Source organism: Citrobacter sp. C5_2 (assembly GCF_014596845.2).
Taxonomy (GTDB): domain Bacteria; phylum Pseudomonadota; class Gammaproteobacteria; order Enterobacterales; family Enterobacteriaceae; genus Citrobacter; species Citrobacter werkmanii.
This window is the reverse complement of sequence record NZ_CP115032.1, coordinates 3,333,226-3,357,033: the sequence shown is the minus strand read 5'-3', so window position 1 is coordinate 3,357,033 and position 23,808 is coordinate 3,333,226. Positions and strand designations below refer to the sequence as shown.

Sequence of the window (23,808 nt, the reverse complement as noted above, 5' to 3'; positions counted from 1 at the left end):
TCTTGATATTTATGTCCCAACTCTTCAACGGAAATAAGTATAGCGCTAATTTTGGATTTATTTTTCCGGTGTTACCTATTACTTTAATAGCGAAGAGAGGAGCGGATAATAAAAATCTATTAAAATCATTAGCATAACTGGTTTGATTGTCGCGCAATGTTATTTTTATGTTAATGTGGAAATTAAAAGAAATAGGCGAATAAGAAAAATCTATTTATTAGAAAAATTATCACGAAGATTTACAATTGGATATTCTGCATGATTATGCAAACCATGCAGAATATTAAGGGGTTAATTCACGTCAACTTGCTTAATTTGCGGTTCTTTGCGAATAGTGAGTGTAGAACCCATTGATGCGGCAATAATAGCCCCCAGGGCCAGCGTCTGGATAAGCGTTAGCGTTTCACCGAGGAAGATCATTCCCGAAACCGCAGCCAGCGCAGGCTCCATGCTCATTAACGTACCAAAAGTCCGCGTTGGCAATCGCGTTAGTGCGATCATCTCTAATGAGTAGGGGAGCGCGGTGGAGAGTACGGCCACGGCCAGTCCCAACGGCAGTATTGACCAGTGCCACAGGGCATCGCCGGTCTGAATCGCGCCAATGGGAACAAAAATCAGCGCAGCGATTAATGAACCAACCGCTACGGTTGCCGGACCGTGTTCCGCGCCGGCACGCTGCCCGGTGAGAATATAAACGGCCCAACAGGCGCCAGCTCCCAGCGCCAGCGCTGCGCCGGTTAAATCCACATGAGAAACGTCCTGGCCAAGCGGTAACAGGAACCAAAGCCCAAGAACGGCCAGCGCAACCCAAATAAAATCTACAGGGCGTCGGGATGAAAACAGCGCCACTGCAAGCGGGCCGGTAAACTCCAGCGCCACGGCAATTCCCAGCGGGACAGTCTGAATAGACAGATAAAAGAGGTAGTTCATCCCGCCAAGAGACAGACCATAAAACAGCAGCGGCAGGCGCTGTTCTTTGGCAAAACGTAAACGCCAGGGTTTAAAGAAGGCGATAAGGATGAGCGTGCCCAGCGCGAGGCGCAGCGCGGTAACGCCAGGCGCACCGACGAGAGGGAACAGCGATTTTGCCAGTGATGCTCCGCTTTGAATGGAGGACATAGCAATAAGCAAAACTAAAATAGGTAACCAAACTGGCGCTTTTCGTAACGACCCCGGCATCCTTTCTCCTGACAAATGATGGTACATCTCTTCATCTGCGCGGCGTTGCGACGCGGATGGCAAAATGTATAGAAAAGTAAAACAGCGAGTGTAATGGAAATACACTCAACTGGTTGAGTATTGGTTGAAAAAAAAATTCTTCAGATCCGTACAATGGTACGAAATTGGTGGATTAATAATCTGCATGATTAGGAATTATCTGGATGAATGTGTCGTATTGTGCGCGCAATAATGGCTCATTAGATTAAAAAAGTGGTGTAAATTGAAAGGTATAGCTGGCTTGTGAAATGTTTTGTTACATGAAAGAGCCCGTTAGACACCGCGAATCGCAAAGAGTTTCCCATCAATTTTTGTTATATTTAAAACTTAGGATTTACTTGAAGCACATTTGAGGTGGTTATGAAAAAAATTGCATGTCTTTCAGCACTGGCCGCTGTTCTGGCTTTCTCCGCAGGTACTGCTGTAGCTGCTACTTCTACCGTTACTGGTGGTTACGCTCAGAGTGATGCTCAGGGCGCAGCGAACAAAATGAACGGTTTCAACCTGAAGTATCGCTACGAGCAGGACAACAACCCGCTGGGTGTAATCGGTTCCTTCACTTACACTGAAAAAGACCGTACCGATGCTTCTGGCGACTACAACAAAACCCAGTACTACGGCATCACTGCGGGTCCGGCTTACCGTCTGAACGACTGGGCAAGCATCTACGGTGTAGTGGGTGTTGGTTACGGTAAATTCCAGAACGCAGCATCTCCGGCTGACAACCACACCACCAGCGACTACGGTTTCTCTTACGGTGCTGGTCTGCAGTTCAACCCGATCGAAAACGTTGCTCTGGACTTCTCCTATGAGCAGAGCCGTATTCGTAGCGTTGACGTTGGCACCTGGATCGCTGGCGTGGGTTACCGCTTCTAATCACTTCGGTGATATAAAAAATCCGCCTTTTGAGGCGGATTTTTTTTGCGTGTAATTTAGAGATTAACGAGATTTGGTCTCAAAGATATCGGTACCCAGATGGTTGTAATCCACCTTCTGCAGTTTGAAGTTGGTGATATACACCGGTCCGGCTTTCTTCTCTGAGATAAAACGGTAGCTGTTGGTAATTTCCTTCGCGCTGATCCCCGTCCATTGAGAGAAAAAGCTGAGGAAATCATTGGCAGAGCGACGGGCTTTGATCACCCGATGCGCTTTATCATCGCTCGACAGCACCATAAAAGGCACCTGGAAATTCTGCTGGAACCGATCGTCATGCGCCAGGTACTGCACCTCTTTTCCCCGCTCTTTAAAGGCGAGGCCATGATCGGAGAAATAGACCATCGAGAAGCTATTGCCGCTGTTACGTAATTGCTCGTAAAGCTGGCGCAGCAGGTCATCCGTCTGCGTCATGGTGTACAGATAGCAAGATGTCTCTTTTGACTGAACGAAGGTCTCGTATTTTCCTTGCGTACGGTCGCAGGCCTGCGGATGTGAACCCATTAAATGCAGCACGATGAGCTGCGGCTGAGTGCGCTCGGTTGCCAGCACCTGGGCGGTCATCTTTAACAGTTCTTCGTCACGGGTATTTTTATCTGCTTCGAAATCACCATTTTTGAGGAAGTGCACTTCATCAGCCCGCTTTGCGATACTGGCGATAGCCGTATCGTATTCACCAATCTGCCCCTGATTGGAAAACCACCATGTCTGGAATCCCGCGCGGTTAGCCAGAGTGACAAAGTTATCCTGGAACTGCGGCTTATTATCAACGACCCGATTAAGCGTTAAGCCAAGCGATTTTTGCGTTGAACCGCTTGCGGCAATGTAATCTGCGAACAGATAGCCGTTAACGGAACTGGCAAACGGGGTGTTATCCCAGTGACCGCCAAACGCGCCTAATGCATCGCGGCGGGCGCTTTCACCAATGACCACGACATAGGTGTGATACTTTGGCTTCACGGCGGTTACTGTCCAGCTGTCTTTCACACTCGACAGCTTCGCCATGCGCTCCTGTTCATCGAGCACTTCGTTATTATTGACGATCACGTCTTTGGCGAAGCGGAAAACCGGATAACCGGTGTCCTTAAGCTTGAACACGCCGCCCCAGGCCAGGTTTTGTACCGGGGTAACAAAAAACGCGACGACGCTAAACAACAAACACAGACTGTCGTACTTATTCCAACTGCGCTTCTGCGCTTCTTTTTTACGGCGTACGGCGATAACGCCGAGGGCAAAAATAAATACCCCAACCAGATAATTGTACCAGGGGAAGATGGTCAGGATCTCGGTGGACTCTTCCATATTGGTTGAATGCAGCGCCAGCAACGTATTGAAGTTAGGCGAACCGTAAGCCTGACCAAACGGAAAGTACATTGCCGCAATAAGTGAGCAAATGCCGATCAGCACTTTCTGCGCGCGCGGCGCGCTGCGCCACAGCAGTATTAATATACAGGTGAAAGCAACGCTGTAGAGCAAGCTAAGCGGGTAGCCCAACGCCAGGTTGATCAGCATAGACTGTAAGAAATAGAGGCCAGTCCACGGACTAATGGCCCGGCTACGAGCAATGATTGAATCTTTGAGGGTTAAATTCATACGCCACTAATGCAAAAACGCCATGTGCTTACCCTGGCGTTAAGGGTCATTGCCTGCCTGAGAGAGCGAGAAGAGGGATAGGGTCCGCATCCGCGAGCCGCAATATACGCAGGGCTGCGAAAAGATAGAGTGTGCATGAGAGAAGGTCAACTACTACAAGGAAATTGTTTTGCGAGAGAGGTGGCAAAACTGACAAAAAGCAGGGTTATTGGGACGAAAAACACTACTGTACCCAGCTGACAGCAGGGAAAGGAAGCGGCGTACCGCGACGCCGCATTATTTTTCTGAAGGTTTATCCTGCTCTGGTTTGCTGTTGATCATGTCACACAGCATAGAGATAAGCATCAACCGTACTTTAAAGGGAGAATGGCTAAACACGCGTATACACCTCTTAAATTCATTCATATAAACCTCCTGACTTCACGATCCCATCAGTCCTTGAGGGATGTCTTTATTATATAAAGATATAGCACAGGCTATATTATATAGCTATTGCTAAAACGTTAATTTTTTGTGCCCACGCAACTCTGGTTTACAATGAGCGCTCTCTAATCAGATGCCGTTAACGCGTCACAGTAACGAGGAAGCAGAATGAGTCGTCGCGCAGGTACGCCAACAACAAAAAAAGTGACGCAATTGGTGAATGTCGAAGAACACGTTGAAGGATTTCGTCAGGTCCGGGAGGCGCATCGCCGCGAGCTGATTGATGACTACGTAGAGCTGATTTCCGATCTCATTATTGAGGTAGGTGAAGCGCGCCAGGTGGACATGGCTGCCCGACTCGGGGTTTCCCAGCCGACGGTTGCCAAAATGTTGAAGCGCCTTGCTTCCGTCGGGTTGATTGAAATGATCCCCTGGCGCGGTGTGTTTTTAACCGCAGAAGGCGAACGTCTGGCCCAGGAGAGCCGGGAGCGTCATCAGATTGTGGAAAATTTCCTGTTGATGTTAGGTATCAGCCCGGAAATTGCCCGCCGTGACGCAGAGGGAATGGAGCACCACGTCAGTAAGGAAACGCTGGAGGCTTTTAGCCGTTTTACGCAACAGCAAGGATCTGGCTCTGAATGAGTTTTCCTTTACTACGCGCCTTGCAGCGCGATCGTTTTTTCCAGCTGTTAATCATCGTCGGGGTTGTACTGAGCGTGTTCACGCCATTTACGCCCCGTTCCTGGCCTGGAGCGATTGACTGGCACACCATTATTACGCTTAGCGGCCTGATGTTACTGACCAAAGGCGTTGAATTAAGCGGTTACTTCGATGTGTTAGGGCGCAAGATGACCCGCCGCTTTCACACTGAACGCCAATTGGCGATATTTATGGTGCTGGCGGCGGCGCTGCTGTCGACGTTTCTGACCAACGATGTTGCGTTGTTTATTGTTGTCCCGCTGACCATCACCCTGAAAAAATTGTGCGCCATTCCGGTGAATCGCCTGATTATCTTTGAGGCGCTGGCGGTAAACGCCGGATCGTTGCTGACGCCAATCGGCAATCCGCAAAATATCCTGATGTGGGGGCGCTCCGGGTTGTCATTTACCGCGTTTACGTGGCAAATGGCGCCGCTCGCGGGTGCCATGATGCTGACGCTGGTGGTGCTGTGCTGGTTCAGTTTCCCGAACAAAGCATTGCACTATCATACCGGGACGCGCGCGCCGGCCTGGCAACCACGCCTGGTGTGGAGCTGTCTCGCGCTGTATATCATCTTTCTGACGGCGCTGGAGTTAAAACAAGAGCTGTGGGGTCTGGCGATTGTGGCGGCGGGGTTCATGGTTCTGGCGCGTCGCGTCATCCTCAGCGTGGACTGGACGCTGCTGCTGGTATTTATGGCGATGTTTATCGATGTGTATTTGCTGACGCAGCTACCGGCATTGCAGGGGATAACCCACCAGATTGGCACGCTCTCAGCGCCGGGTCTCTGGTTGACGGCCATTGGCCTGTCGCAGTTTATCAGTAATGTTCCCAGTACGATTTTGTTGCTGAACTACGTTCCGCCGACGCTGCTGTTGGCCTGGGCGGTTAATGTGGGTGGGTTTGGTCTGCTGCCGGGATCGCTGGCGAATCTTATCGCTTTACGCATGGCAAACGATCGACGGATCTGGTGGCGTTTTCATTGGTATTCGTTGCCGATGCTGATATGGGCGGCGCTGGTAGGGTATGTTTTGCTGCAGATGATGTAATTGATATGGTGTGCCGGATGGCGGCTGGCGCCTGATCCGGCCTACTGCGTTGGTAGGCCCGATAAGCGTAGCGCCATCGGGCATGTATAGCAGATTAGTTCAGACGAACCGGCATACCAGAACGGTTCTGTACCGCCTGCTCAACGACGGACTGATCGACATCAGACTGACCGGTGACGCTGGTAATGCTCTTGTTCAGCGTAATCGGTACGATTTCCCCGCCTTCAAACTGTGCTTCCGTGGTGGACAGCGGGTTGTGTACCTCGATGTAGCGGCTGCCGTCTGGTTCGGTAGTGGCTTTCACCGGCTCATCGATAAACTGTACGCGAGTGCCGACCGGCACATTTTCAAACAGGAATTTGATGTCGTCGTTACGCAGACGGACACAACCGTGGCTGACACGTAAACCAACGCCGAAGTTAGCATTGGTGCCGTGAATAGCATACAGACGGCCGATATACAGTGCGTACAGTCCCATCGGGTTATCCGGGCCTGCCGGAACCACGGCTGGCAGCGGTTCGCCCGCAGCGCGGTATTCCGCATGCATTTTCGCCGTTGGCGTCCAGGTTGGGCCCGCTTTCTTACGTTCTACTTTGGTGGTCCAGTTGATCGGCGTGTCTTTGCCTAACTGGCCGATACCGATCGGCAGAACGATAACGGTGTTGGTGCCTTTCGGGTAGTAGTACAGACGCATTTCAGCGCTGTTGATAACAATACCTTCATGCACGGTATCCGGCAGGATCAACTGCTGAGGAATGTTCAGTACGGTGCCGCCCTTCGGCAGGAAAGTATCCACGCCAGGGTTCGCTTCCAGCATGTTAGACAGACCCATCTGATATTCTGCCGCAAAATACTCCAGCGGTTGGGTATTGCCTTCAGGAATGGTGATGACCTGGTTTTGGCCAATCAAACGGCTACCATCGGTAGGCAGCGGGTACGTGACGGCTGAGGCAGTGTTGCAAAAACCAACTACCGCAAGTGCCGCCGCGAAAAGCGTTGTCAATTTCATATTCATCTTCATGTATGCGAGATTCAGTGCCAGGCAGGCGAGTGGGTTGAGATTTATGTAGTGTTGGGCACGCATTATATGTGCAATCTGAGCAACAAGGAATTCGGATGTGTACTAAATCACATTTTTTTCCTTTTGCTTTCACTTTCCCCCTTCAGCATGAAGGGGCGATCTTATCGTAGACTTATGGCATAATAAGCGGTTTGTCACATATTTCTTTCTCTTTCAGGATACGCCAGTGTTAGTTTCCAGCAACGTCACAATATAGTTTCAAAGCGACAAAATCAAGACATCAAAAGGGAGCGCGATGCTCCCATTAGTTACATCTTGCGTCTGTTGCTGTCTTGAACAATAGCCGCGATGTTCTGTTGCTGACGTTTTAATTGTTCAGCAAACCAACGCTGATCAGTAACATTCCCTGAAACGTGAATACTTGCGTCGATTTTTGTTTCGCCTCCTGTTTTCTGATTATCTAAGAAGTCTTTCAAGTCGCCGTTTGTTCTTTCATCAACGACACGTTCGCCACCATCAAGCAGCCATGTCCCTTCTCTTGGAACATTAGAAATACCATCGTGAGCCATACCAGTAAGATTCACTGATTTCATCTGCATGACTTGTCCGATAACTCTTGCATAACTTGAAGCAGCCAGAGCGTAACCTAAAGGACCAGGATATTTTGCCATTGAAGCAGTTGCTGATTCATAAGCGTTTAACATACCGCTTGCGATTGCTGTTCCTTTTTCAACTGCAAACATTGCTTGAGCAGCTTTAGAGTTTTCACCAGAAATACCGGCTATAACTGCACCCATACCAGAAGCAAAACCGTTATACATCTGAAGTTTTGTCTGAATCTCAGTGAAAGTAATTGCTTTCGATTTAACCGCATAAGCTTGGTCAAGACGCTGTTTCTGTTTGAGATAATCTTCATAAGAAATCAATTGTCCGTCATATAGCTTTTGGTTCTGTTCTTGCATCTTCTGAAATTGTTCTTCCAACATTTTCTGTTGAATAGCCATTTTTTCTTCATCAGTTGCAAAACCGATAGCATCAAGATTTTTAAGATTAGACATATTACCATCGCCAGCAGTCGCTTTAATTGCTTCAAGACGTTGCTGATGGTCTTGCTGTAATGCTTCAATCTGTGTGTTGTATTCTTGCTGACTGATTAACGACTGTGCTTTCTTCGCTTCAAGTTGTTCAAGCTGTTGCTGATATACAACTTCAAGACTTGTCGTGATTGCTCCAATTTCTTCAGGACTCGTCATAAGAGTCTGTTTAAATTCTGCGTTAGATGTTTTAAACAGCATGTTTCGACGTTGCTTAGCCTGTTCAGCGGAGATAATTCCTTTTTTCTCAAGTTCTGATATAGTTTTAATAGCCTGTTGAACTTGACTAACCTGATTTGAAATCGTGCGACCTTCTTGACTCAGAATTGCAGCATCAAGACTGGAAAGACTCTGTAACGCAGCCTCCCTGTCTTGCATCATCTTATCGTAGGCAGCTTTAGATTCTCTTGCGGCTTGCTCCTGTAAGCGTAGCTTTTCTTTCCCAGCGCGTTCTTGCTCTCTTGCGATTCTGTCAGCTTCGCGTTTAGCTTTATCAGCTTCTTTTTTCGCTTCCTCAGCGGCTTTCTCATTACGCTGTTTCTGTAACTTCGCTCGTGTTATTTCGTCTTGCTTACGTTTTTCATAAGCTTTATCGCCTTGAGCTTTGGTCTGTTTCAGAAAACGTTCTGTCGTATCAAGATAATCTTTTTGCTGTTTACGTTGACCTGCGCCAGAAGTAGGATTAGCGTCTGCATAAGCATCAACAATCGTGTCAGCCGCCCAATCTGCTAACATCTTATCAGGACGTAAGCTATCAATCTCAGTAAAGAAATCGAGGATATTACTAGCTGTCCAATCTTTATTCGCAATATCATAAAGATTATTCATTTTCGAAACGAGAGGACCCATAACGTTAACAGTTAAATTATCCAAGTTCACCGAAAGCGTTTTCATCTTTTCATCGAATTCTTGGTATTCCCTTGCTGTTTCGTTTGTAATACTAGCTGATTGGTTATTGATAGCGTTTAATGCTTCTTGAGTTGAGCCGTATTTTTCAAGAACAGTAATCAAGTGAGAACCGTCAGACGCCATAGACTCCATTCCGTTAACGATTTCGGCTTGACTTGCACCAGCTTTTTTCAAGTCATAATAAGTCTGAACAAGTGCTTTAATACCGCCTTCGGCGTCGTTAATATATTGAGTGTATCGCTCAAGACCAATACCCCATTTTTCAAGGTCATCACTAATACCGCCTGCGCCTTCTCTGAATGAATCACCGAGATGGTCAAGAGTATCTTTGTTAAGATCCCCGAATCGGTCAATTTCCATTCCTGTAGTGCGAAATTCTTTTTGAAGCTGTTGCAGATATTCAACTGAAAGTCCAGTTGACGTAGAGATCTGATTAAGTTCTCTTGTTTTTTCTAAAGCGGTATTAAGAGCGGCGACACCTACACCTGCTGCCATTCCTGCGATCCCCAGAGCTTGCATACCTGAGGACATTCCTGCAATACCTGATATTCCACTGTTGAGATTATTCAACGGTCCTGTCATATTACTAAAAAGTCCATTAGCAACCGAATCAAGTTCGTTCAGTTGCTCCATAGACTTATCAATAGATTTTGAAAGGCCTTTGTTATCTCCGTTAATCTCAACGTCATAACGTGATTTAGCCATTATTCACCTTTTTTGTTTTTCTCAGTTTAACTTTATCTAACAGAGCTGGGTCGAACATCGATTCAATAGCTTTCTTACGTTTAATCTCCTGTTGTTCTTTCTCTTTTTCGATTTCTTCTTGAGACTTAAACACAGAATCTTTAATAAGCTGATGGTCTTTCATGTTCAACTTTTTCCTGTACTCTTTGGTCAGATTCGGGTTATTTGCTTCGATAGTGTGAATCAATCGAGCTTGATAGAAATCGTTATAGACAGGACTTTGTGGTTCAATAAACGAGTCGAAAAACCATAATTCGTAATACATCATTACGGACATCTGTTGAATTTCTTCGTTTGATAATCCGCGACGTAACATTGTTCGATACTGAAATGATTTTGCCCAGTTCTGCCTTAGTTCTTTTCCAGAACGTCTGAATCCTTAGTCAGAATACTAGCGTTTGAAACAGCGCTTGCGAGTTGCGAACGAACAGTTGTATAAAGTTTCTGAACTTGAGCGATTTCTTTAAAAACGCTTGTTCCGTCTTCGTGCTGAATGCAATTTAGAATCATTCGGTCATTACGTTCTTCTGTGTTTTCATTTTTGAAATAGAATTCACCAAACTCGGATACAGTCATCGGACGTGCATAGAATTTATAACCGTTGATTTCAACAGCTTCGCGTTTTGGTGATAGTGATGCTAACATTTCATCGAAATTCATTTTTGTTTCCCTTTGTTGAGTTTTCTTTTATTTATGAAAAAGGGAGCGCGAGGCTCCCTTTTGTTATTTCCATTGAAAGAAATATCCGTACATTCTGAAACCTTTGTGGATATATTCAATCATTCCTAAGTTCTTCGCTTCGGTCTCAAAAAATGGACCTTGCAGTCGAACTGTCTGTCCTAATTTGAAATGACAATTAGGTTTTTTCTTCTGTGTTGAAACAATAAAAACGTTCTTATCGTTGAACAGATATTTTTTAATTCGCTTATCTTTGATGTGTTCGCAACCGTAAGGAACAGTCATTGACTCGGGATTAATCTCGTTAACGTAGATGTCGGCAAGTTCGTCTAATCTGTAAGTATCAAAATCGTGAATGTTCATTTGTTCTCCTTTTGACTTTATTTAGTACCCGCAACACGCTTAACGGTTTTGAATATATCGTCAGAGATTTGATTCCATGAACCCAGAGTTTTTCTTCTGTGTTGATTTTTCTTGAATACAGCAATTAAACGACGGTCTTGCTTTTTAACGTTAGTTTTAATGAGGATCGTTCGAGTTACGCCATCTTTTTTTTGCTTGACAGCTTCAAGATTATTTCTTGATTTCAAGTTAGGAATGTTACCGAATTTGTTCTTTGAACCTCTTACACCAGTTGGAACAAACTTATTAATTCCTTTGTTATCATCAATCAACGGAGCAAGATAATCAGCCTGCTTGTCTTTGATGAATATTCTATTTCGTGACCCGTTCTGATCGTATCTGAAACTGAAACCTACTGCGTTCTTAGTGAAATTAACTGGTCCATCGACTCGTCTGTTGATTTTTCTTTGCAACTCAACAGAAGCGAGTTTAGACGCTTTGGTTACTTTCTTACTGAACACGTCAGATTCTTTGATTCGCCATTTTTCAAGGTCTTTCATAACATCTTTTGCTTTTGCCATTAGTTCACTCCTGACATCAGAAGCGTCCCAAATGTTTTTATCTGTTCTTCGCTGATAAGAATCATTTTAGGTGCTTTAATATCGAAAGCTTGCAGAACAGGAACAGCAACAGTGTTATAAGTTATAGTAACGAGAAATAGAACAATAAGATAATCTTTAGCGTGTTTTGCCAATGCTTGGAGATATTTCATTTTCATATTTCACCTTTATTTGGTTTGAGTAGACTTTTTCAAGCTCCTTTTTCGTTTTAAGGTTTGAACCTGTAATAGCTTTCATCTCAGAAAGATTTTTTCGAGAGAACGCCTTCTTTAAATCAGGAATAAGTTGTGGATGCGTAGGATTGTCTGAGTAGTCTTTTTCAAGATACTGAACAAGATTCTTCAAAAACTCGATGTAGTCAATTTTCCCATCGAGACCCGAACGTTTAAACTGATGTTTTATTCTGCCCTCTAGGACGTTTGCTTGAGCGATTAATAATCCTCTGCATCTGCCTGCGTTAGAGCCTGTTAATATATGGTCATGGTCAAGATGGGCTTTATTAACTTCATGAATCTTTATGCCAGTTAAAGCACAAAGACCTTTTTGCTTTTGAAAGAGTTCTTGCTTATAAATCGGAATCTCTTTTCTTTTCATTTTCCTCTTAGAACTGCTAGGTCGATATCTAGCTTTGCTGTTCTTCCTTCTAAATTCTTCAAATCAGATTTGACCTCTCGAAATTCATCCTGTTGTCGTGTTATATCGCTTATAAGCGAAGCATCTTTTGCGTCATTAACGGCTATGCTTTTTTCGATGTCTGAGAAACGTTTCTCAAGGTCAATTCGTTTTTCATTGTTTGATTTAATTTCGGCATAAACCCAAGCCAAGAAACCTCCTAGAGCACCCAAGATGGAAATGATCAGTGCTATATCGACCATCTTGAATCTCCTTTTTAAAAGACCTCCTTGTCTTTATTTAGAACGTTATTGTTGTTTACTGATAAAGTAAACTGCTCTTGCTGCGGTCGCATGATTCAAGTCAGCACCGTAACTCAAATCAACAGCTTGTCCCGCATAGATAATGCCTGTACCACCGTTTGAACCACTCATTGCACTGGTAACTGTTCTTACGATTTCTTGACCGTTCGACATATTAATCCATGCAGTTCCGTAGCCCCAAGCACCACCGGAATAAGTTCTGCCTGAAATCGAAAGGTTTGGAATAGAAATTACTCTGTTCCAGTTAACAGCAGGAATATGAACTGTTGTCCACGGATCTATATGACCCATTTTGATAACGTCACCTTCAATTCTGTCAGCGTATACAGTTCCTGTGAAATAACCTGAACCGCCTCTGATTTCACCTGCGAAATAACCAGAATCTGCTTGAATGTTACCTCTGATATTAACGTTTTGGAAAGAAGCCCAACCGTCTTTTCTGATTGTCCAACCTTGAGTACCACCGGAAGGGAACCAGTTATCAGAAGATATTTCATAAGCAATCTGTGCTGAACCGATCTGAGCATTACCAATTTTCGCAGTAGTAATCGCACCGTTTTCAATCTTCGCGTTGTTAATAGCACCGTTTTGAATCTTAGCGTTGTTAATAGAAGCATCTGCAATCTGTGCTGAACCGATAGAAGCATTACGAATCATTGCAGAATCCATATAAACTCTGTTATCAGCGACCATAAACGGAGCAACAGCACCCGCAGGAGTATTGTTATTCGTTATAGCGATTTTATCAGCGTTAAAAACAATACTAGACTGTTTTGAACCGTCAGGATTCTTATTAGCCAGCATACTGATACCAGCAACAACACCGTCGGCATTAGTCTGAACTGCCCATTTGCTATTAATCGTTCCTGTTAAGTCGTCAACGCTTGCTTTTGATTCTTGACTAACTGTTGCAATAGCTGTGTTTGTTTCAGCTTTCAATTGATTAATTGAACTTGCGGTTGCTTGTCTATCATCAGCTTGAGTTTTTTCAACTTTCGTAATAGCCGAGTTAAGTTTTCCATCAAAGTTAGATTCTTGAATACTGATAGCCTGATTGATAGCGCCATTAGTTTCATTAGTAATCTGAGTATGAAGTTCGGTGTTTTTCGTCGTGATAGTCTGATTTAATTCAGTAGTAACTTTTTGCTCGGATGCTGTAACTTTCGTATCAGTGTATTTGTTAGCGAGGTCTAATGCTTCATCGATAGCACCATCAACACGTTTATCCAAATCAAGCAAATCGTTTAACTGTTCTTTCATATCGTCAGTCCACGGAATATCCCATTTCATATCGATAAACTTCGATTCTGACCAAGTAATCTGGTCTTGTCCGAATACGTCATACCAAGCTGAACGAACATAGAATTGACCATCTTCTAATGGAAAATTATCTAAGAACGGACTTGAACTTGAATAAACGTGAACAATTTCATTAAAACTCTGGTCTTTCGCAATATGAACGATTGTGCCTTTGAAGTCAGGAACTTCAGGCTTATTATCGCGTGGGTCATTCCAAGAGCACATCAGCATTCCAGGACCATTCGAAGCTGTGAAACCTTGAATAGCAGGAGCTTGATTGTTCTTAACAGTAATAACAGCAGGATCTGACTTCATACCAGCGTGACCGTATGCAGTAACAGAAACTTTCAATTCACGACTCAGACCATTACCCAAGTTCATATTAAAGTCATATACAAAACCTAAGTCTTTAGTCTTGTAAATTACAGGACGCTGACCTTCAATTTTGATTTCGTAATATTGAAAAACTTCACCGAATGTCTGTAACGTGTCGTCAACATAGAATTTCTGTGCGCTCTGGTCGTCCCAGGCGAATTCAAATTGAGTCTTGTTAGTGGTGTATTGATTTTCAACTGCGTTCACTAGGTGCAGTCCTGTAACGACTGGTAAGTTATACATAACCTCAGGGTTAACGTTATTGACATAAACCCAATCTGAACGATACACAACACCAGAAGCACAAACACGAATATCAAATTTCTGATTAGGGTCAAGACTCATAATCAAGAAATAATCGCCTGATGTGAAACCTGCTTGAATCCAAGAGTTCTTACCAGCAAGACTATACTGAATATAATAACCTGCGCGATTATAATCAGGTTCAGACGTCCATTGAACTTTCAGAGTTCTTCCTAAAGCTGTTTCAGCAACTGCTTTAACTGTCAGATTCTTAGGAGCAATCAGAACAGATTTATTAGGAATGTTGCTTCCTGTGTTATCAGGGTCTTTCGCGTAGTCAAGATTGGTATAAACTTCTTCGATATATTCAGAAGCAGTAATAGTAACGATACCAGCAGCACCTTTATTCATCGAACGATCGATATTAGTAATACGCCATAATGAATTCACAAGTTCCAGTTCAGAGAAATTAACTCTGATAACATCCCAGACCTGTGCGGTATAAGCATCGGCAGTTGAAAAACTAATAACTTGCTTTAACAGAGATTTGTTACGTTCGATTGAAGCAATTTTATCCAACTGAGATTTTGATTTCACGAATCTATAACTGATATCTTTAGCGATAATACGTTTATCTTTCGCGATTGTTCCATCATTTGTTACGTCAGACGGATAACGCAGAACTTGGTCAGAATAGTCAATCGACGGATCTTGATATTTCACGTTCAGAGTATTGTAATAATTCTCAGAACCGCCATCGTTTAAGCTAACAGTACCAGCGTTAATATTATCTTCGTTGAAGTCATATTGAACAACATCAGGTCCATCGATTCTGCATGTTACTTTACCGAAAGTCTCTGTGATAATACCGTTAAATGCACCTGCAAGCTGAGTTAAGTTTTCTTTGAATGAACCGTTCGGGTCAGTTGCACCATCAGAAAATAAACTGTTCAGTTTTGCATATCGAGCAGCTTCTTTAAAACTTTCAAGGTCGATTTTATCAATCTGAATTCCAAGACCGTATCTATCATTTGTTAGATAATCAACAATCTGACTCGGACCGTTGTTCGAGGAAACGCGTTCTCCTGTGTTCAGATCTGTAATCAAACGTCCTCTAACGTCAACAGATACTTGACTGTTAGGTTGCAGGATATCAGCTTGGTTTTGAAGGTCTGAGTTACGTTTGCGCATAACAACACAACAAGCAGCGATGTTATTACCAGTAGCAGAATCAGGCCAGCCAGCATCTGAATTTCCTAGATATTTCTGAGCAAGAGTAAAAACGTGACCGTATGGCTTACCAGTTGAGAATTCAACTTCAACATATTGCTGATATTCAGCAGCGATTGAACCTTTCGGAAGAACACCGTCTTTATAAACGCCATCAAGTAAGATTTTCTGATTATCCATATAAAGGTTTTTGAAGCTATCAACTTCACCTTCACAGATTGCAAAGATCTGAACCAAATATGTCGTATCAACGCCAACAGCTTTCCAAACGTTAATCGTACCTGTACGCTGTTCACCATAGATAATAGGAATAACACTTGATGGATCTGACGTTGTTCCTAATGTCGTTGCTGTGTCTGTGCTGTTAAATCGGGGAACGTTCTGCGCCATCTGAGTTGACATCAAAGCAGAAACAGCAGCAACAGCGACACCAATACCAATTGCCAAAGCAAGAGCAGCACCCGCAGCGTAAGCAGCAGCAGCCGCGGAAGCACCTGCGATAATTGCACCAATAGCTACAATAGCCATTATTTTCTCCTGTTAAAAATTAATTCAAAATTAAAATCGTTGACGTTTATCAGTTGATATTTATTTTCATGTTCAACTAATGCTCTATTATTAAAAACGATAGACGCAACGTAATAGATTCGGTTTTTATGCTTTTTCTTAATTAAGATAACCGAGCCTGTTTCTATAGTTTCTGATTTCTCAAGATGCGTTTCACACGCTTCGAGAACGTTATTAAATCCTGTTAGGTCTTTACAGATCTTCAGTCCTTCAGGAATACTCGTGTATTTGTCTTTTAATTTGTCTGTGTATTCAGTAGCACAAACAAGGTCGATATATTCAGCAACAAGGATATTACAGTCGTTTTGACCGAAAACGTGTTGCTGATTGATATAGCGATTAAGTAATTTTGATAAGTCAGCCTGAAATTTAAACATGTTTCACCTCTGACTTTATTTAGAGCCAAAAAAAGACCCCTTGCGGAGTCTTTTTAATTAATCACTTGATGTCAAATCAACAACACCAGAAACAACAGGACCACCATCAACACTCAGTGTCATTGTCAGACCTTGAACTTCTGATTCACCGCCATTATGAACAGCGCTTGACAAGAAGCCGTTATAAACTTTTGCAACACCCAGTTTTTTAGTAGCATCAATCCAATAAACGATTTTAAACTGACCACGTTTACCATCTTCCGCAAGCTTAATCAGAACATCATGAACGCTTTCTGGAATATAGTTAACGGTCAAGTCGATATCAGGAACAGAGCCACGACCAACCAGTTTACGGGAGTATTTGTGAGAGAAGTTAGGAGCTGTAATAACTTCGCGTTCAATACCCGTAGAAGGGAATGCACCAGTTTCAGGAATTTCAACAAACTTTTCTGAATTCAGATCGGTGTTTGCAATTTCTGAGTTATAGAACACACTGACGTAAGAGCCAGCAAAAATATCAAATTTGTCTGCCATTTTTAATTTCCTATTTGAGTTAATATAGTTTATTTAGCAAAGGGGATTTCTCCCCTTTTTGTTATTTAGCTTCAAGTTCTTTAACGCGAGCACTTAATTCCTTGATAGCATTAACCAGCAACGCGTTTACAGCAGCAGAGTTAACACCAAGAATTTCGTCAGGTCCGAAAGAACTAACAGCTTCTGGTAATACTTCTTTCAGTTCTTGAGCAATAATACCTGCTTCACGAACTTCGAATGAATATTCAGTTTCGACTAAATCAGATTTCTTATCGTATACGTAACCAGTAAGTTTCTCGACTTTATCAACCGCGTTTTCAATTTCTTCAAAATTTGATTTCAGACGTTTATCAGAAGTGCTAACCCAAGAAATGGCGTTTGCTGTTCCGTTACCGCTGAAATGATAGTTTGCACCACCAACGTGTAATTGGGTTTCAGGACCTGCACCGTCGGGATTATAAACGTCCATTGCAGCACTATATTCTGTGCCCCAGTGAACATGTTTCCAGATATTAATGCATTTCGAACGAGCAGAAGCTTCAACAATCATTCCCGCAGGACGTTCACGCCATGAACCCCAATCAGCCCATCCTTCGACTTGACCTTGAATCATCGAATTGCTGGCACCTTCTCGATTACCGTTGACATAAACACCACGACCGTGGTTAGGAGCAGAAATATTCAAATGTCTGTTTAACCAAACTTGAGCAGAATCGATAGACATCGAATGAAATCCATTAGCATGAAATTCAAGAATACCGTCAACCTGCTGACGAATACCAGTATCGTGATCACCGAAGGCAATTGAATTACCGCCTAGACCGTTATTCGTATTACCTACAGCAAAACTTGTAATTCTAGAAGTTTCTAGATAAGGAGTATTAATTTTGCCAGGAACTGCGAATCTTCCGTCAATACTGAACTCGTAATTCGCCATCGTTTTCGACGCACCTTCTTCATATGTTCCCACACGAAGAATACCTCTACCGAATTGATCAGCAGGAGCACGAATCATACCGAGTTCGAATCGAGTTGAATAACCAAAACCAACAGAGCTACTTTGTAATGCATATCCAGGATAATAATCACTTCCAGAAGGAACAGCACCAAATTCTATAGCAACAGGAGGAAGTTGATTCCATTGGTCTGCCCAAGCGTGACTATTGTCAGCAGCCCACTTTCTTCCGTCGATAATAATATTTTTTTCATGAAATCTTGCAATTCTATTCCCACCAACATTAACACCGAAGTATTTGCTTCCTGAATCCATCTCCAAGTCAACAGTAGAACTTCCGTCTTGGTCGATAGTAGAACGAGCAATTAACCTGTTATCACCGGGATTCAAACGACCAAATAACCATGAAGTTTTGTCACCGTCTGTGCCTCTAATATAAGCAGCTTCGCGATTTTTCGTTTTGATGTTAATCGCTTCATATTCAGCAGACGTATTAAAACGAGTTGCGTTAATTGTTCCGTCAATCTGCATCGATGCGATGAAGTTTTCAGGACCATTACCGTGATACCAGCTTATAGACTGACTAGCTCTAGAATCACCGTGTTCGGCAACAACAGCTTCATGAAAAATTGCTCCGCCGTTTTTAGCTCTTACTTTTCTTAAATGATTCGATTGATACGCAGCATCTGTCCAAGTTGGCAATGATTCACTATCGTAACTTCCGTATCCTTTGTTGTTAAAAATCGTCTGATAGAAACTTGCAGGACCAGCAACGCCGAGACCTTCATGAGTATCAATATACGTTCTGCCTTTACCTCTCAGATAATGATTGTATTTTCCACCATTAACTAATCCGAAATAAGTCGTGGAATCACCAACGTTATTCCCATCTGTTGTCGTATCGATTTGAATTAATGCCTGACCTTCAGGAGCCAACAGATTCGAATCGCCATCATCACTTCTGAAACGGAAATAAGTTTTTCTATTAAAGTAGTTTTCAGATCCTGCGATAGAAGCTGTTACAACGTTATTAGAATAGAAGTTTAACCAACCGTCTTGTCTCCATTTAAAACCAGTGTCGGAATCACCAATAGCGATAGAGTTTAAACCCAGTGAATTTCCAACGGCAAAGTTGCTTGCAACGGACATTAAAGGAGTTGTTACTGTATCAGTGATTCTAGCTTGACCTGAAATATCAATTGACATTCCTCTGCCTGTCTTTCCCCAAGCCATGGTCATTAGATCTAATGCGTCGGTTCCTTCGTTAGCATCACGACGAAATAACAGTCGATCATCCGTATCCGTTGCGTATGCAATTTGATGAATAGTCTTTGAAGTTCTGCCGTGGTTTTCAATACTCAGAACACCACCGTTATTACCAGCAGATGTAACTTTCAAAGTTCCAGCGTATACATCACCAGCAGCATGAACAGAAGGAACTGTCAAATTGCCTGTCATAGTATCACCAGACTTACTAACTTTTTCGTTAATCATATTAGTCAGAGTCTGATTATCAACAGTCAGACGGTCGTTAACAGCTTTAATCTTTTCGTCAGCATCAGCTTTATTCGCATCAACTTTCGTATTAATAGCAGCGTCGTTCTGATCAACTTTTGAATTCAGATTATCAACGCGAGTGTTAATAGCAGCGTCGTTAGCATCAACTTTCTGTTCGAGTTTCGTCAGGTCAGCACTTGAGCCTGTTTGGACTTTACTGATTTCAGAATCAACGTAATCTTTACGCGTAGCGCTTTCAGGAGCAACAGGAGCAGCAGGTAAAGATAACTGACCATTACCGTTAAGCACAAAGTCAGAACTCTCTCCTGTAGCTTTTCCTTTCGCTACCGTAACACGAAGTTCACCTTTAGCGTCTGCTTGAGCAGGAGAACTAATACGCGCTTTTGCTTTGTCGTGTTCATCAGCAAAAACAATATCGCTTTTATCAAGATTTTTTAAAGTCAGATTAGAATCGGATTCAATATCACTTGCTTTAATTTTACCAGTAAAGGTCTGACCGCCTTCAACAACAGCGTCAGCACCATTACCGATGTTAATAACAGCGTCACCGAATTTAGTGAAAATCTTTTTATCGGCTAAGTTAATAGCGATTTCACCATCAAGCATGTTTTTCGCTTCTGGCTTTCTTCCGGCGACGTCTGTTCTATAATGTTTAACTTTATTATTTGCCATTTTCTTTATCCGTTAAAATACTCCTGCGTCTAAGGTTTCTCCTAACGCTACACAATTAATCTCTAATGGCGTTGGTTTATTACTTGGAGAATAGACTTCTTTGCCTTTGACCTTGACAGAAGTTGAGTTAATTTCATTACTATTTAGAGCCAAGATTTCACCTTGTGGCGCAGAAATCTTTTTACGAACGTTCAGATATTCCTGAATAGTCAAAGATCCTTTGAGTTCTCCACCAGTAATAGGCAAAGCATTAATATCTTCAGGAGTTGGACGTTCAAGTTCTGTATAGACTTTGACCCACGGAGATTCAGTAACAGTTTCACCGCTTTGTTGTTTGTTTCTGATTCTGATGCTTGGATTACCGACTGACGAACCAATAAGCTCCCAACCTTGACCATCAGGATGCTGAATAGCCATAGCAGACGTGCCAGAGTTATAAGGGTTATCGCTGTTTGTTGCATCGACTGTTACACATCTGTTACCAGTTAATAATCCTAAGTCTTTAACACCTGCGATTTCTTCTGTACCAGCACCAATACCATAATCGCCAACGTTTAACGGAACCGAGAATTCAGCAAAACCTGTAAACAACTGACCATCAGGAGAAAGATTAAAAGTTGTTGTAACGACTGAGTTTTCGGAGCCTGTTGTTTCTTTCTTAGTTACATAAGCATTAAAAATATGATAAAGACCAGCATCATTATCTTTCTTTGTTTCTCCATCGATAACATAAAGACTTCTGAATCTAAGGAGTTTCTTTTCCATAAGAGCTTCATCAAGCAACTGATAAACTGGGTCAGAACTGTCTTCAAATAAGCTTATTGAAGTGTCATTAATTGTTACGTCACCTGAAAGTTTCGTTGTAAAATCGGTTCTGTAATCTTCTAGTGTCTGAACTTCTTTTCTAAATCCGATAACAGGGAATGCAGCCAGTTTATCAGTGCTTACATAACCTGGGTCGTTATATCCTGGGATTTCAACGATTAGCGGATTAACTGAAACTCTGACGTTATTTCCTACAAAAATATCGTTTGTCATTTTAGTCTCACATTAAGTATTCGAAAGTTAAAATTATTTGTGCGCTAACATGACCATTTGATGCTTCACTATCATAATCAGTGAAACTTGAACTTGGATAAATCTTATCGATTTTAAATGGGATAAGTTTTTCATGATTAGCATTAATAGAAATTAAGTCGTAAACGGCTTTGTGAACGCCGGTTTCGCTTTTCTCTGAGAAAATATCAATCGTGATACTAAGAACACTTGCAAGTTTCGATTGCAAACCGATTCGCGTATATTCTTCTGTCATTCCTGGAATCATTACTTGAACAGGTTCTTTAACACCAGTTGTGAAAGCGTTTTTGACGTATTTCAGATTAAGTTCTTTAACGATTATTTCTTCCAGAGCGCGTTTAATTCCTAAACGTGGCAGATTAGTCATAGAATGATGTCTCCTGTTCGCCTTTAAATGCCAGATAGCAATTAGCAAGTCCTGAACCATCATTAACAAGATACGCAATGGTATACAGAATCTCGTTTAATAGAACTTCATCTTCTTGCTTAACTTTATTGATATCAGCGGTTATATAGATTGTCTCGCTTACTTGTCCGTTATCGTTGTTAATCTCAATTTCAACAATACCGAGTTCATCAGAATCGTTAATTTTGATTTTCTGTCCGAAACGAGTTAAGAAAGACTGTTTTTGTTTTTCTGAATATGGAAAAATCATGTTGTCTCCTTTTTATTATATTTAGTCCAGAAACGAAAAAAGGACTCCCGAAGGAGTCCTCTGATTATTCAGCAGTTTCAGCTTTCGCTTTTGCTTTTCTTAGGCTTTTTTTTCGTGCAGGAACAGACGATCATCAGCACAAACTTTCCAATCGATATCAGCCCAAACGCGAGGAACGATAGCGCCTTTGTTACGGTAAGTTGTGTCGTCTAGGTCAAGAGCAAGACCTTCCCACTCAGCTACGGTTACAGCAGAGAAGTCACCAGAGATAACCTGACCTTCTTTAACAAGACCGGAACCGATAACATCATGTCCGCCCAGTTTGTTCAGGTCGTCGATGATATAACCAGCAACACCAGCGTCACGCAGAGTGGTTTTCAAATCACCTTCAAGAGCAGCAGCCATCAAATATTTGAACTTGTCCATTGCTACGCCGTCGCCTTTAGCTTTAGCAGCTTCAACAACGAATTCTTTGTAGGTCATTCCCATCTGTTTTGCTACTAACTGAGCAACGATAGACTGAGGAGCTTTTGCGTCGGTAATAGAACCGAACATCAGACCTTCCAGTTTAGCGCGTGAGAAATTCACGATATGGTCAGAAATGAACGCACCCAGATTAGGCAGAGTCAACAGAGCTTGACGAGAAATCGGGTTACCACCAGTAAATGTCTTAGGCATAAACTGAATGTTTTCGAATTTGCTTTCGCCTTCTGGAGATTCACCGTTTTCATCAACGAAACCGAATGCATCAACACTTGATTTTGTCTGCTTAGGAACAGAAATCGGAGTAGTCAGACCAGTCAGGAAGTTAACTCCCAGCTTATCAGCAACAGTGTCTTTCAACAGCATTTCAACGAATGAATCATAACGCTGAACAGTTTCTTGTACTGCGGAAACAGTTGATACAGTGTTAATAGCGCGTTTGCCTTGCAGAGCACTAACTGGCATATAGATACCTTGAGAAACGTTAGCACCGCGCATCAGACGCTTACGGGACATTTCTTGAGTATATTCAGCAGCAGCACCGCGAACAGCTTTACCATTCATCATAGAGCGAACAGCATCGCCAAGGTCGAATTTATTTTCCAGAGTTTGTTTAGTATCTTTAGTCATGTTGCGAATCACCGTTGCAGATTTATTAGGTTTAATAGAGCGTTTGAATTGACGTGCGGTCATGCCTTTAGCGATAGCGCTTGCAACGTCTTTCTGTGCTACTTTGTAGCGTTGTGCGATTTCAAGAATTTCTTCCGCTTCTTCTTCGCGTTCTTCTTCTGTCAGTTCGTCACCAGCAGGAACAGCAGCAGGAGCGTCATCAGTTTTTTCAACAGCAGAATCACCAGCGTTTTCATTTTCAACGACTACTTCTTCCAGAATTTCTTCACGCTTTGCACGATCTTCATCGGACAGCATTTCAATTTCATCGATAGTCATTTCTGCCAGTTCATCTTTAGTCATTTCATCAATACGTTTCATTCGAGTACCTTTGTTAAGTTTGTTTGTTGTATCTGTATTTAGTAGTCTTCCCAAACCGACTTTATCGTCAGCAGGAACAGTGACGAAAGAAATTTCATATGGTGCCCATTTCGTAACAATAAGATTGTCGCCTTCTAAGTGATATTCATTAATGTCATATCCGAAAGAGATTTTACTAATTGTTCCTTCTTGAACTTTTGCACCGATTTCTTTAGCTAATTCACCGTGTTGACTGAATTGGACTTTTGCTCGTCCTATTTTGTCTTCATCGATTCGAACAGAATCAGGAATAACGATTCCCAAGTGTTTATCAAAATCATGGTTAAACAGCAAAGCAGCACCGTTATTAATTCGGGTCAAGTCAGCGTTATGTGAGCCGTCATGAACGAGAATTTCATTAACAGTAATGTTTTGACCGTATTCATCCTGAATCTGTCTTTCAACAGGAGTTTCAGAACTGAACGCAATTTCAAAAACACCATCAACAGAATCAATACCCTGAACTGTGTAATCGCGCTTAAGTTTTAGCATTACCAGTCCTCTGTTGGAGCGTCTTTCGACGCTCTTTGTTTTT

General features: G+C 42.6%; 22 protein-coding genes. 3 read left to right on the top strand and 19 right to left on the bottom strand.

Going from position 1 to position 23,808, the window contains the following annotated elements; genetic code table 11:
- Positions 1-291: 291 nt before the first annotated feature.
- Positions 292-1,179, bottom strand: coding sequence for a threonine/homoserine exporter RhtA (rhtA, locus tag ICA20_RS16425; RefSeq protein WP_038639121.1), 888 nt, complete (start codon positions 1,177-1,179; stop codon positions 292-294).
- 399 nt (positions 1,180-1,578) lie between these two features.
- Between rhtA and ompX the strand changes: the two genes are divergently transcribed.
- Positions 1,579-2,094: an outer membrane protein OmpX gene (ompX, locus tag ICA20_RS16420; protein WP_003035257.1), complete on the top strand. Its 516-nt coding sequence runs from the start codon at positions 1,579-1,581 to the stop codon at positions 2,092-2,094.
- A gap of 63 nt (positions 2,095-2,157) precedes the next feature.
- On the opposite strand, the gene ICA20_RS16415 is transcribed toward ompX, so the two are convergent.
- Both ICA20_RS16415 and mntS read right to left on the bottom strand, forming a co-directional pair.
- Complete coding sequence (locus ICA20_RS16415; RefSeq protein WP_038639124.1) at positions 2,158-3,744, bottom strand: phosphoethanolamine transferase; 1,587 nt, start codon at positions 3,742-3,744, stop codon at positions 2,158-2,160.
- A 276-nt stretch (positions 3,745-4,020) separates the two neighbouring features.
- A complete protein-coding gene (mntS, locus tag ICA20_RS16410; RefSeq protein ID WP_003831584.1) occupies positions 4,021-4,149 on the bottom strand; it encodes a manganase accumulation protein MntS in 129 nt (42 codons plus the stop codon).
- Between the two features lie 186 nt (positions 4,150-4,335).
- Between mntS and mntR the strand changes: the two genes are divergently transcribed.
- Both mntR and ICA20_RS16400 read left to right on the top strand, forming a co-directional pair.
- Positions 4,336-4,809, top strand: a complete 474-nt coding sequence (mntR, locus tag ICA20_RS16405) for a manganese-binding transcriptional regulator MntR (RefSeq protein ID WP_038639127.1) — start codon at positions 4,336-4,338, stop codon at positions 4,807-4,809.
- Positions 4,806-5,915, top strand: a complete 1,110-nt coding sequence (locus ICA20_RS16400) for an anion transporter (RefSeq protein WP_038639130.1) — start codon at positions 4,806-4,808, stop codon at positions 5,913-5,915. The genes mntR and ICA20_RS16400 overlap by 4 nt, the downstream gene beginning before the upstream one ends.
- A gap of 94 nt (positions 5,916-6,009) precedes the next feature.
- Here the strand turns inward: ICA20_RS16400 and ldtB are convergent, their stop codons facing one another.
- The 16 genes from ldtB to ICA20_RS16320 all read right to left on the bottom strand — a co-directional run bounded on the left by ldtB (position 6,010) and on the right by ICA20_RS16320 (position 23,765).
- Positions 6,010-6,930 (bottom strand): L,D-transpeptidase, encoded by a 921-nt coding sequence (ldtB, locus tag ICA20_RS16395; RefSeq protein WP_038643088.1) that lies wholly within the window; start codon positions 6,928-6,930, stop codon positions 6,010-6,012.
- A 314-nt stretch (positions 6,931-7,244) separates the two neighbouring features.
- Positions 7,245-9,644: a hypothetical protein gene (locus tag ICA20_RS16390; RefSeq protein ID WP_125316731.1), complete on the bottom strand. Its 2,400-nt coding sequence runs from the start codon at positions 9,642-9,644 to the stop codon at positions 7,245-7,247.
- Entirely contained in the window at positions 9,637-9,999 is a 363-nt protein-coding gene (locus ICA20_RS16385) for a hypothetical protein (RefSeq protein ID WP_053264355.1), read from the bottom strand. Before ICA20_RS16385 ends, ICA20_RS16390 begins: the two co-directional genes overlap by 8 nt.
- A 35-nt stretch (positions 10,000-10,034) precedes the next feature.
- Positions 10,035-10,343, bottom strand: coding sequence for a cytochrome (locus ICA20_RS16380; RefSeq protein WP_125316729.1), 309 nt, complete (start codon positions 10,341-10,343; stop codon positions 10,035-10,037).
- A gap of 63 nt (positions 10,344-10,406) precedes the next feature.
- Positions 10,407-10,724: a hypothetical protein gene (locus tag ICA20_RS16375; protein ID WP_001020753.1), complete on the bottom strand. Its 318-nt coding sequence runs from the start codon at positions 10,722-10,724 to the stop codon at positions 10,407-10,409.
- 17 nt (positions 10,725-10,741) lie between these two features.
- Entirely contained in the window at positions 10,742-11,284 is a 543-nt protein-coding gene (locus tag ICA20_RS16370; RefSeq protein ID WP_001029588.1) for a hypothetical protein, read from the bottom strand.
- Between the two features lie 156 nt (positions 11,285-11,440).
- Positions 11,441-11,917 (bottom strand): endonuclease domain-containing protein, encoded by a 477-nt coding sequence (locus ICA20_RS16365; RefSeq protein ID WP_000823057.1) that lies wholly within the window; start codon positions 11,915-11,917, stop codon positions 11,441-11,443.
- Positions 11,914-12,198, bottom strand: a complete 285-nt coding sequence (locus ICA20_RS16360; protein WP_000227550.1) for a hypothetical protein — start codon at positions 12,196-12,198, stop codon at positions 11,914-11,916. The genes ICA20_RS16365 and ICA20_RS16360 overlap by 4 nt, the downstream gene beginning before the upstream one ends.
- A 45-nt stretch (positions 12,199-12,243) precedes the next feature.
- Entirely contained in the window at positions 12,244-15,933 is a 3,690-nt protein-coding gene (locus ICA20_RS16355) for a DUF1983 domain-containing protein (RefSeq protein WP_149282230.1), read from the bottom strand.
- The gene (locus tag ICA20_RS16350) at positions 15,933-16,349 is read right to left on the bottom strand and encodes a hypothetical protein (protein ID WP_125316727.1); all 417 of its coding nucleotides are present in this window, start codon (positions 16,347-16,349) and stop codon (positions 15,933-15,935) included. The genes ICA20_RS16355 and ICA20_RS16350 overlap by 1 nt, the downstream gene beginning before the upstream one ends.
- Positions 16,350-16,406: 57 nt before the next feature.
- Positions 16,407-16,883 carry a hypothetical protein gene (locus ICA20_RS16345; RefSeq protein ID WP_000763877.1) on the bottom strand — a complete coding sequence of 159 codons (477 nt, stop codon included), beginning with the start codon at positions 16,881-16,883 and terminating at the stop codon, positions 16,407-16,409.
- A 61-nt stretch (positions 16,884-16,944) separates the two neighbouring features.
- Positions 16,945-20,028, bottom strand: coding sequence for a tail fiber domain-containing protein (locus tag ICA20_RS16340; protein ID WP_223145684.1), 3,084 nt, complete (start codon positions 20,026-20,028; stop codon positions 16,945-16,947).
- A 12-nt stretch (positions 20,029-20,040) separates the two neighbouring features.
- Positions 20,041-21,066 carry a hypothetical protein gene (locus tag ICA20_RS16335; RefSeq protein WP_149282229.1) on the bottom strand — a complete coding sequence of 342 codons (1,026 nt, stop codon included), beginning with the start codon at positions 21,064-21,066 and terminating at the stop codon, positions 20,041-20,043.
- A 7-nt stretch (positions 21,067-21,073) separates the two neighbouring features.
- Positions 21,074-21,472, bottom strand: coding sequence for a hypothetical protein (locus ICA20_RS16330; protein WP_149282228.1), 399 nt, complete (start codon positions 21,470-21,472; stop codon positions 21,074-21,076).
- Positions 21,465-21,761: a hypothetical protein gene (locus tag ICA20_RS16325; RefSeq protein ID WP_000577166.1), complete on the bottom strand. Its 297-nt coding sequence runs from the start codon at positions 21,759-21,761 to the stop codon at positions 21,465-21,467. Before ICA20_RS16325 ends, ICA20_RS16330 begins: the two co-directional genes overlap by 8 nt.
- 99 nt (positions 21,762-21,860) lie before the next feature.
- A complete protein-coding gene (locus ICA20_RS16320) occupies positions 21,861-23,765 on the bottom strand; it encodes an HK97 family phage prohead protease (protein WP_149282227.1) in 1,905 nt (634 codons plus the stop codon).
- Between the last annotated feature and the right edge of the window lie 43 nt (positions 23,766-23,808).

Excerpts from the sequence above, each read along its gene's own strand:
- ICA20_RS16370 (WP_001029588.1), bottom strand. The coding sequence starts at position 11,284 with ATGGCAAAAGCAAAAGATGTTATGAAAGACCTTGAAAAATGGCGAATC.
- ICA20_RS16400 (WP_038639130.1), top strand. The coding sequence starts at position 4,806 with ATGAGTTTTCCTTTACTACGCGCCTTGCAGCGCGATCGTTTTTTCCAG.
- ICA20_RS16330 (WP_149282228.1), bottom strand. The coding sequence starts at position 21,472 with ATGACTAATCTGCCACGTTTAGGAATTAAACGCGCTCTGGAAGAAATA.
- ICA20_RS16340 (WP_223145684.1), bottom strand. The coding sequence starts at position 20,028 with ATGGCAAATAATAAAGTTAAACATTATAGAACAGACGTCGCCGGAAGA.
- ompX (WP_003035257.1), top strand. The coding sequence starts at position 1,579 with ATGAAAAAAATTGCATGTCTTTCAGCACTGGCCGCTGTTCTGGCTTTC.
- ICA20_RS16345 (WP_000763877.1), bottom strand. The coding sequence starts at position 16,883 with ATGGCAGACAAATTTGATATTTTTGCTGGCTCTTACGTCAGTGTGTTC.
- ICA20_RS16320 (WP_149282227.1), bottom strand. The coding sequence starts at position 23,765 with ATGCTAAAACTTAAGCGCGATTACACAGTTCAGGGTATTGATTCTGTT.
- ICA20_RS16325 (WP_000577166.1), bottom strand. The coding sequence starts at position 21,761 with ATGATTTTTCCATATTCAGAAAAACAAAAACAGTCTTTCTTAACTCGT.
- ICA20_RS16390 (WP_125316731.1), bottom strand. The coding sequence starts at position 9,644 with ATGGCTAAATCACGTTATGACGTTGAGATTAACGGAGATAACAAAGGC.
- rhtA (WP_038639121.1), bottom strand. The coding sequence starts at position 1,179 with ATGCCGGGGTCGTTACGAAAAGCGCCAGTTTGGTTACCTATTTTAGTT.
- ICA20_RS16380 (WP_125316729.1), bottom strand. The coding sequence starts at position 10,343 with ATGAATTTCGATGAAATGTTAGCATCACTATCACCAAAACGCGAAGCT.
- ICA20_RS16355 (WP_149282230.1), bottom strand. The coding sequence starts at position 15,933 with ATGGCTATTGTAGCTATTGGTGCAATTATCGCAGGTGCTTCCGCGGCT.
- ICA20_RS16415 (WP_038639124.1), bottom strand. The coding sequence starts at position 3,744 with ATGAATTTAACCCTCAAAGATTCAATCATTGCTCGTAGCCGGGCCATT.
- ICA20_RS16385 (WP_053264355.1), bottom strand. The coding sequence starts at position 9,999 with ATGTTACGTCGCGGATTATCAAACGAAGAAATTCAACAGATGTCCGTA.
- ICA20_RS16360 (WP_000227550.1), bottom strand. The coding sequence starts at position 12,198 with ATGGTCGATATAGCACTGATCATTTCCATCTTGGGTGCTCTAGGAGGT.
- ldtB (WP_038643088.1), bottom strand. The coding sequence starts at position 6,930 with ATGAATATGAAATTGACAACGCTTTTCGCGGCGGCACTTGCGGTAGTT.
- mntR (WP_038639127.1), top strand. The coding sequence starts at position 4,336 with ATGAGTCGTCGCGCAGGTACGCCAACAACAAAAAAAGTGACGCAATTG.
- ICA20_RS16365 (WP_000823057.1), bottom strand. The coding sequence starts at position 11,917 with ATGAAAAGAAAAGAGATTCCGATTTATAAGCAAGAACTCTTTCAAAAG.
- mntS (WP_003831584.1), bottom strand. The coding sequence starts at position 4,149 with ATGAATGAATTTAAGAGGTGTATACGCGTGTTTAGCCATTCTCCCTTT.
- ICA20_RS16375 (WP_001020753.1), bottom strand. The coding sequence starts at position 10,724 with ATGAACATTCACGATTTTGATACTTACAGATTAGACGAACTTGCCGAC.
- ICA20_RS16350 (WP_125316727.1), bottom strand. The coding sequence starts at position 16,349 with ATGTTTAAATTTCAGGCTGACTTATCAAAATTACTTAATCGCTATATC.
- ICA20_RS16335 (WP_149282229.1), bottom strand. The coding sequence starts at position 21,066 with ATGACAAACGATATTTTTGTAGGAAATAACGTCAGAGTTTCAGTTAAT.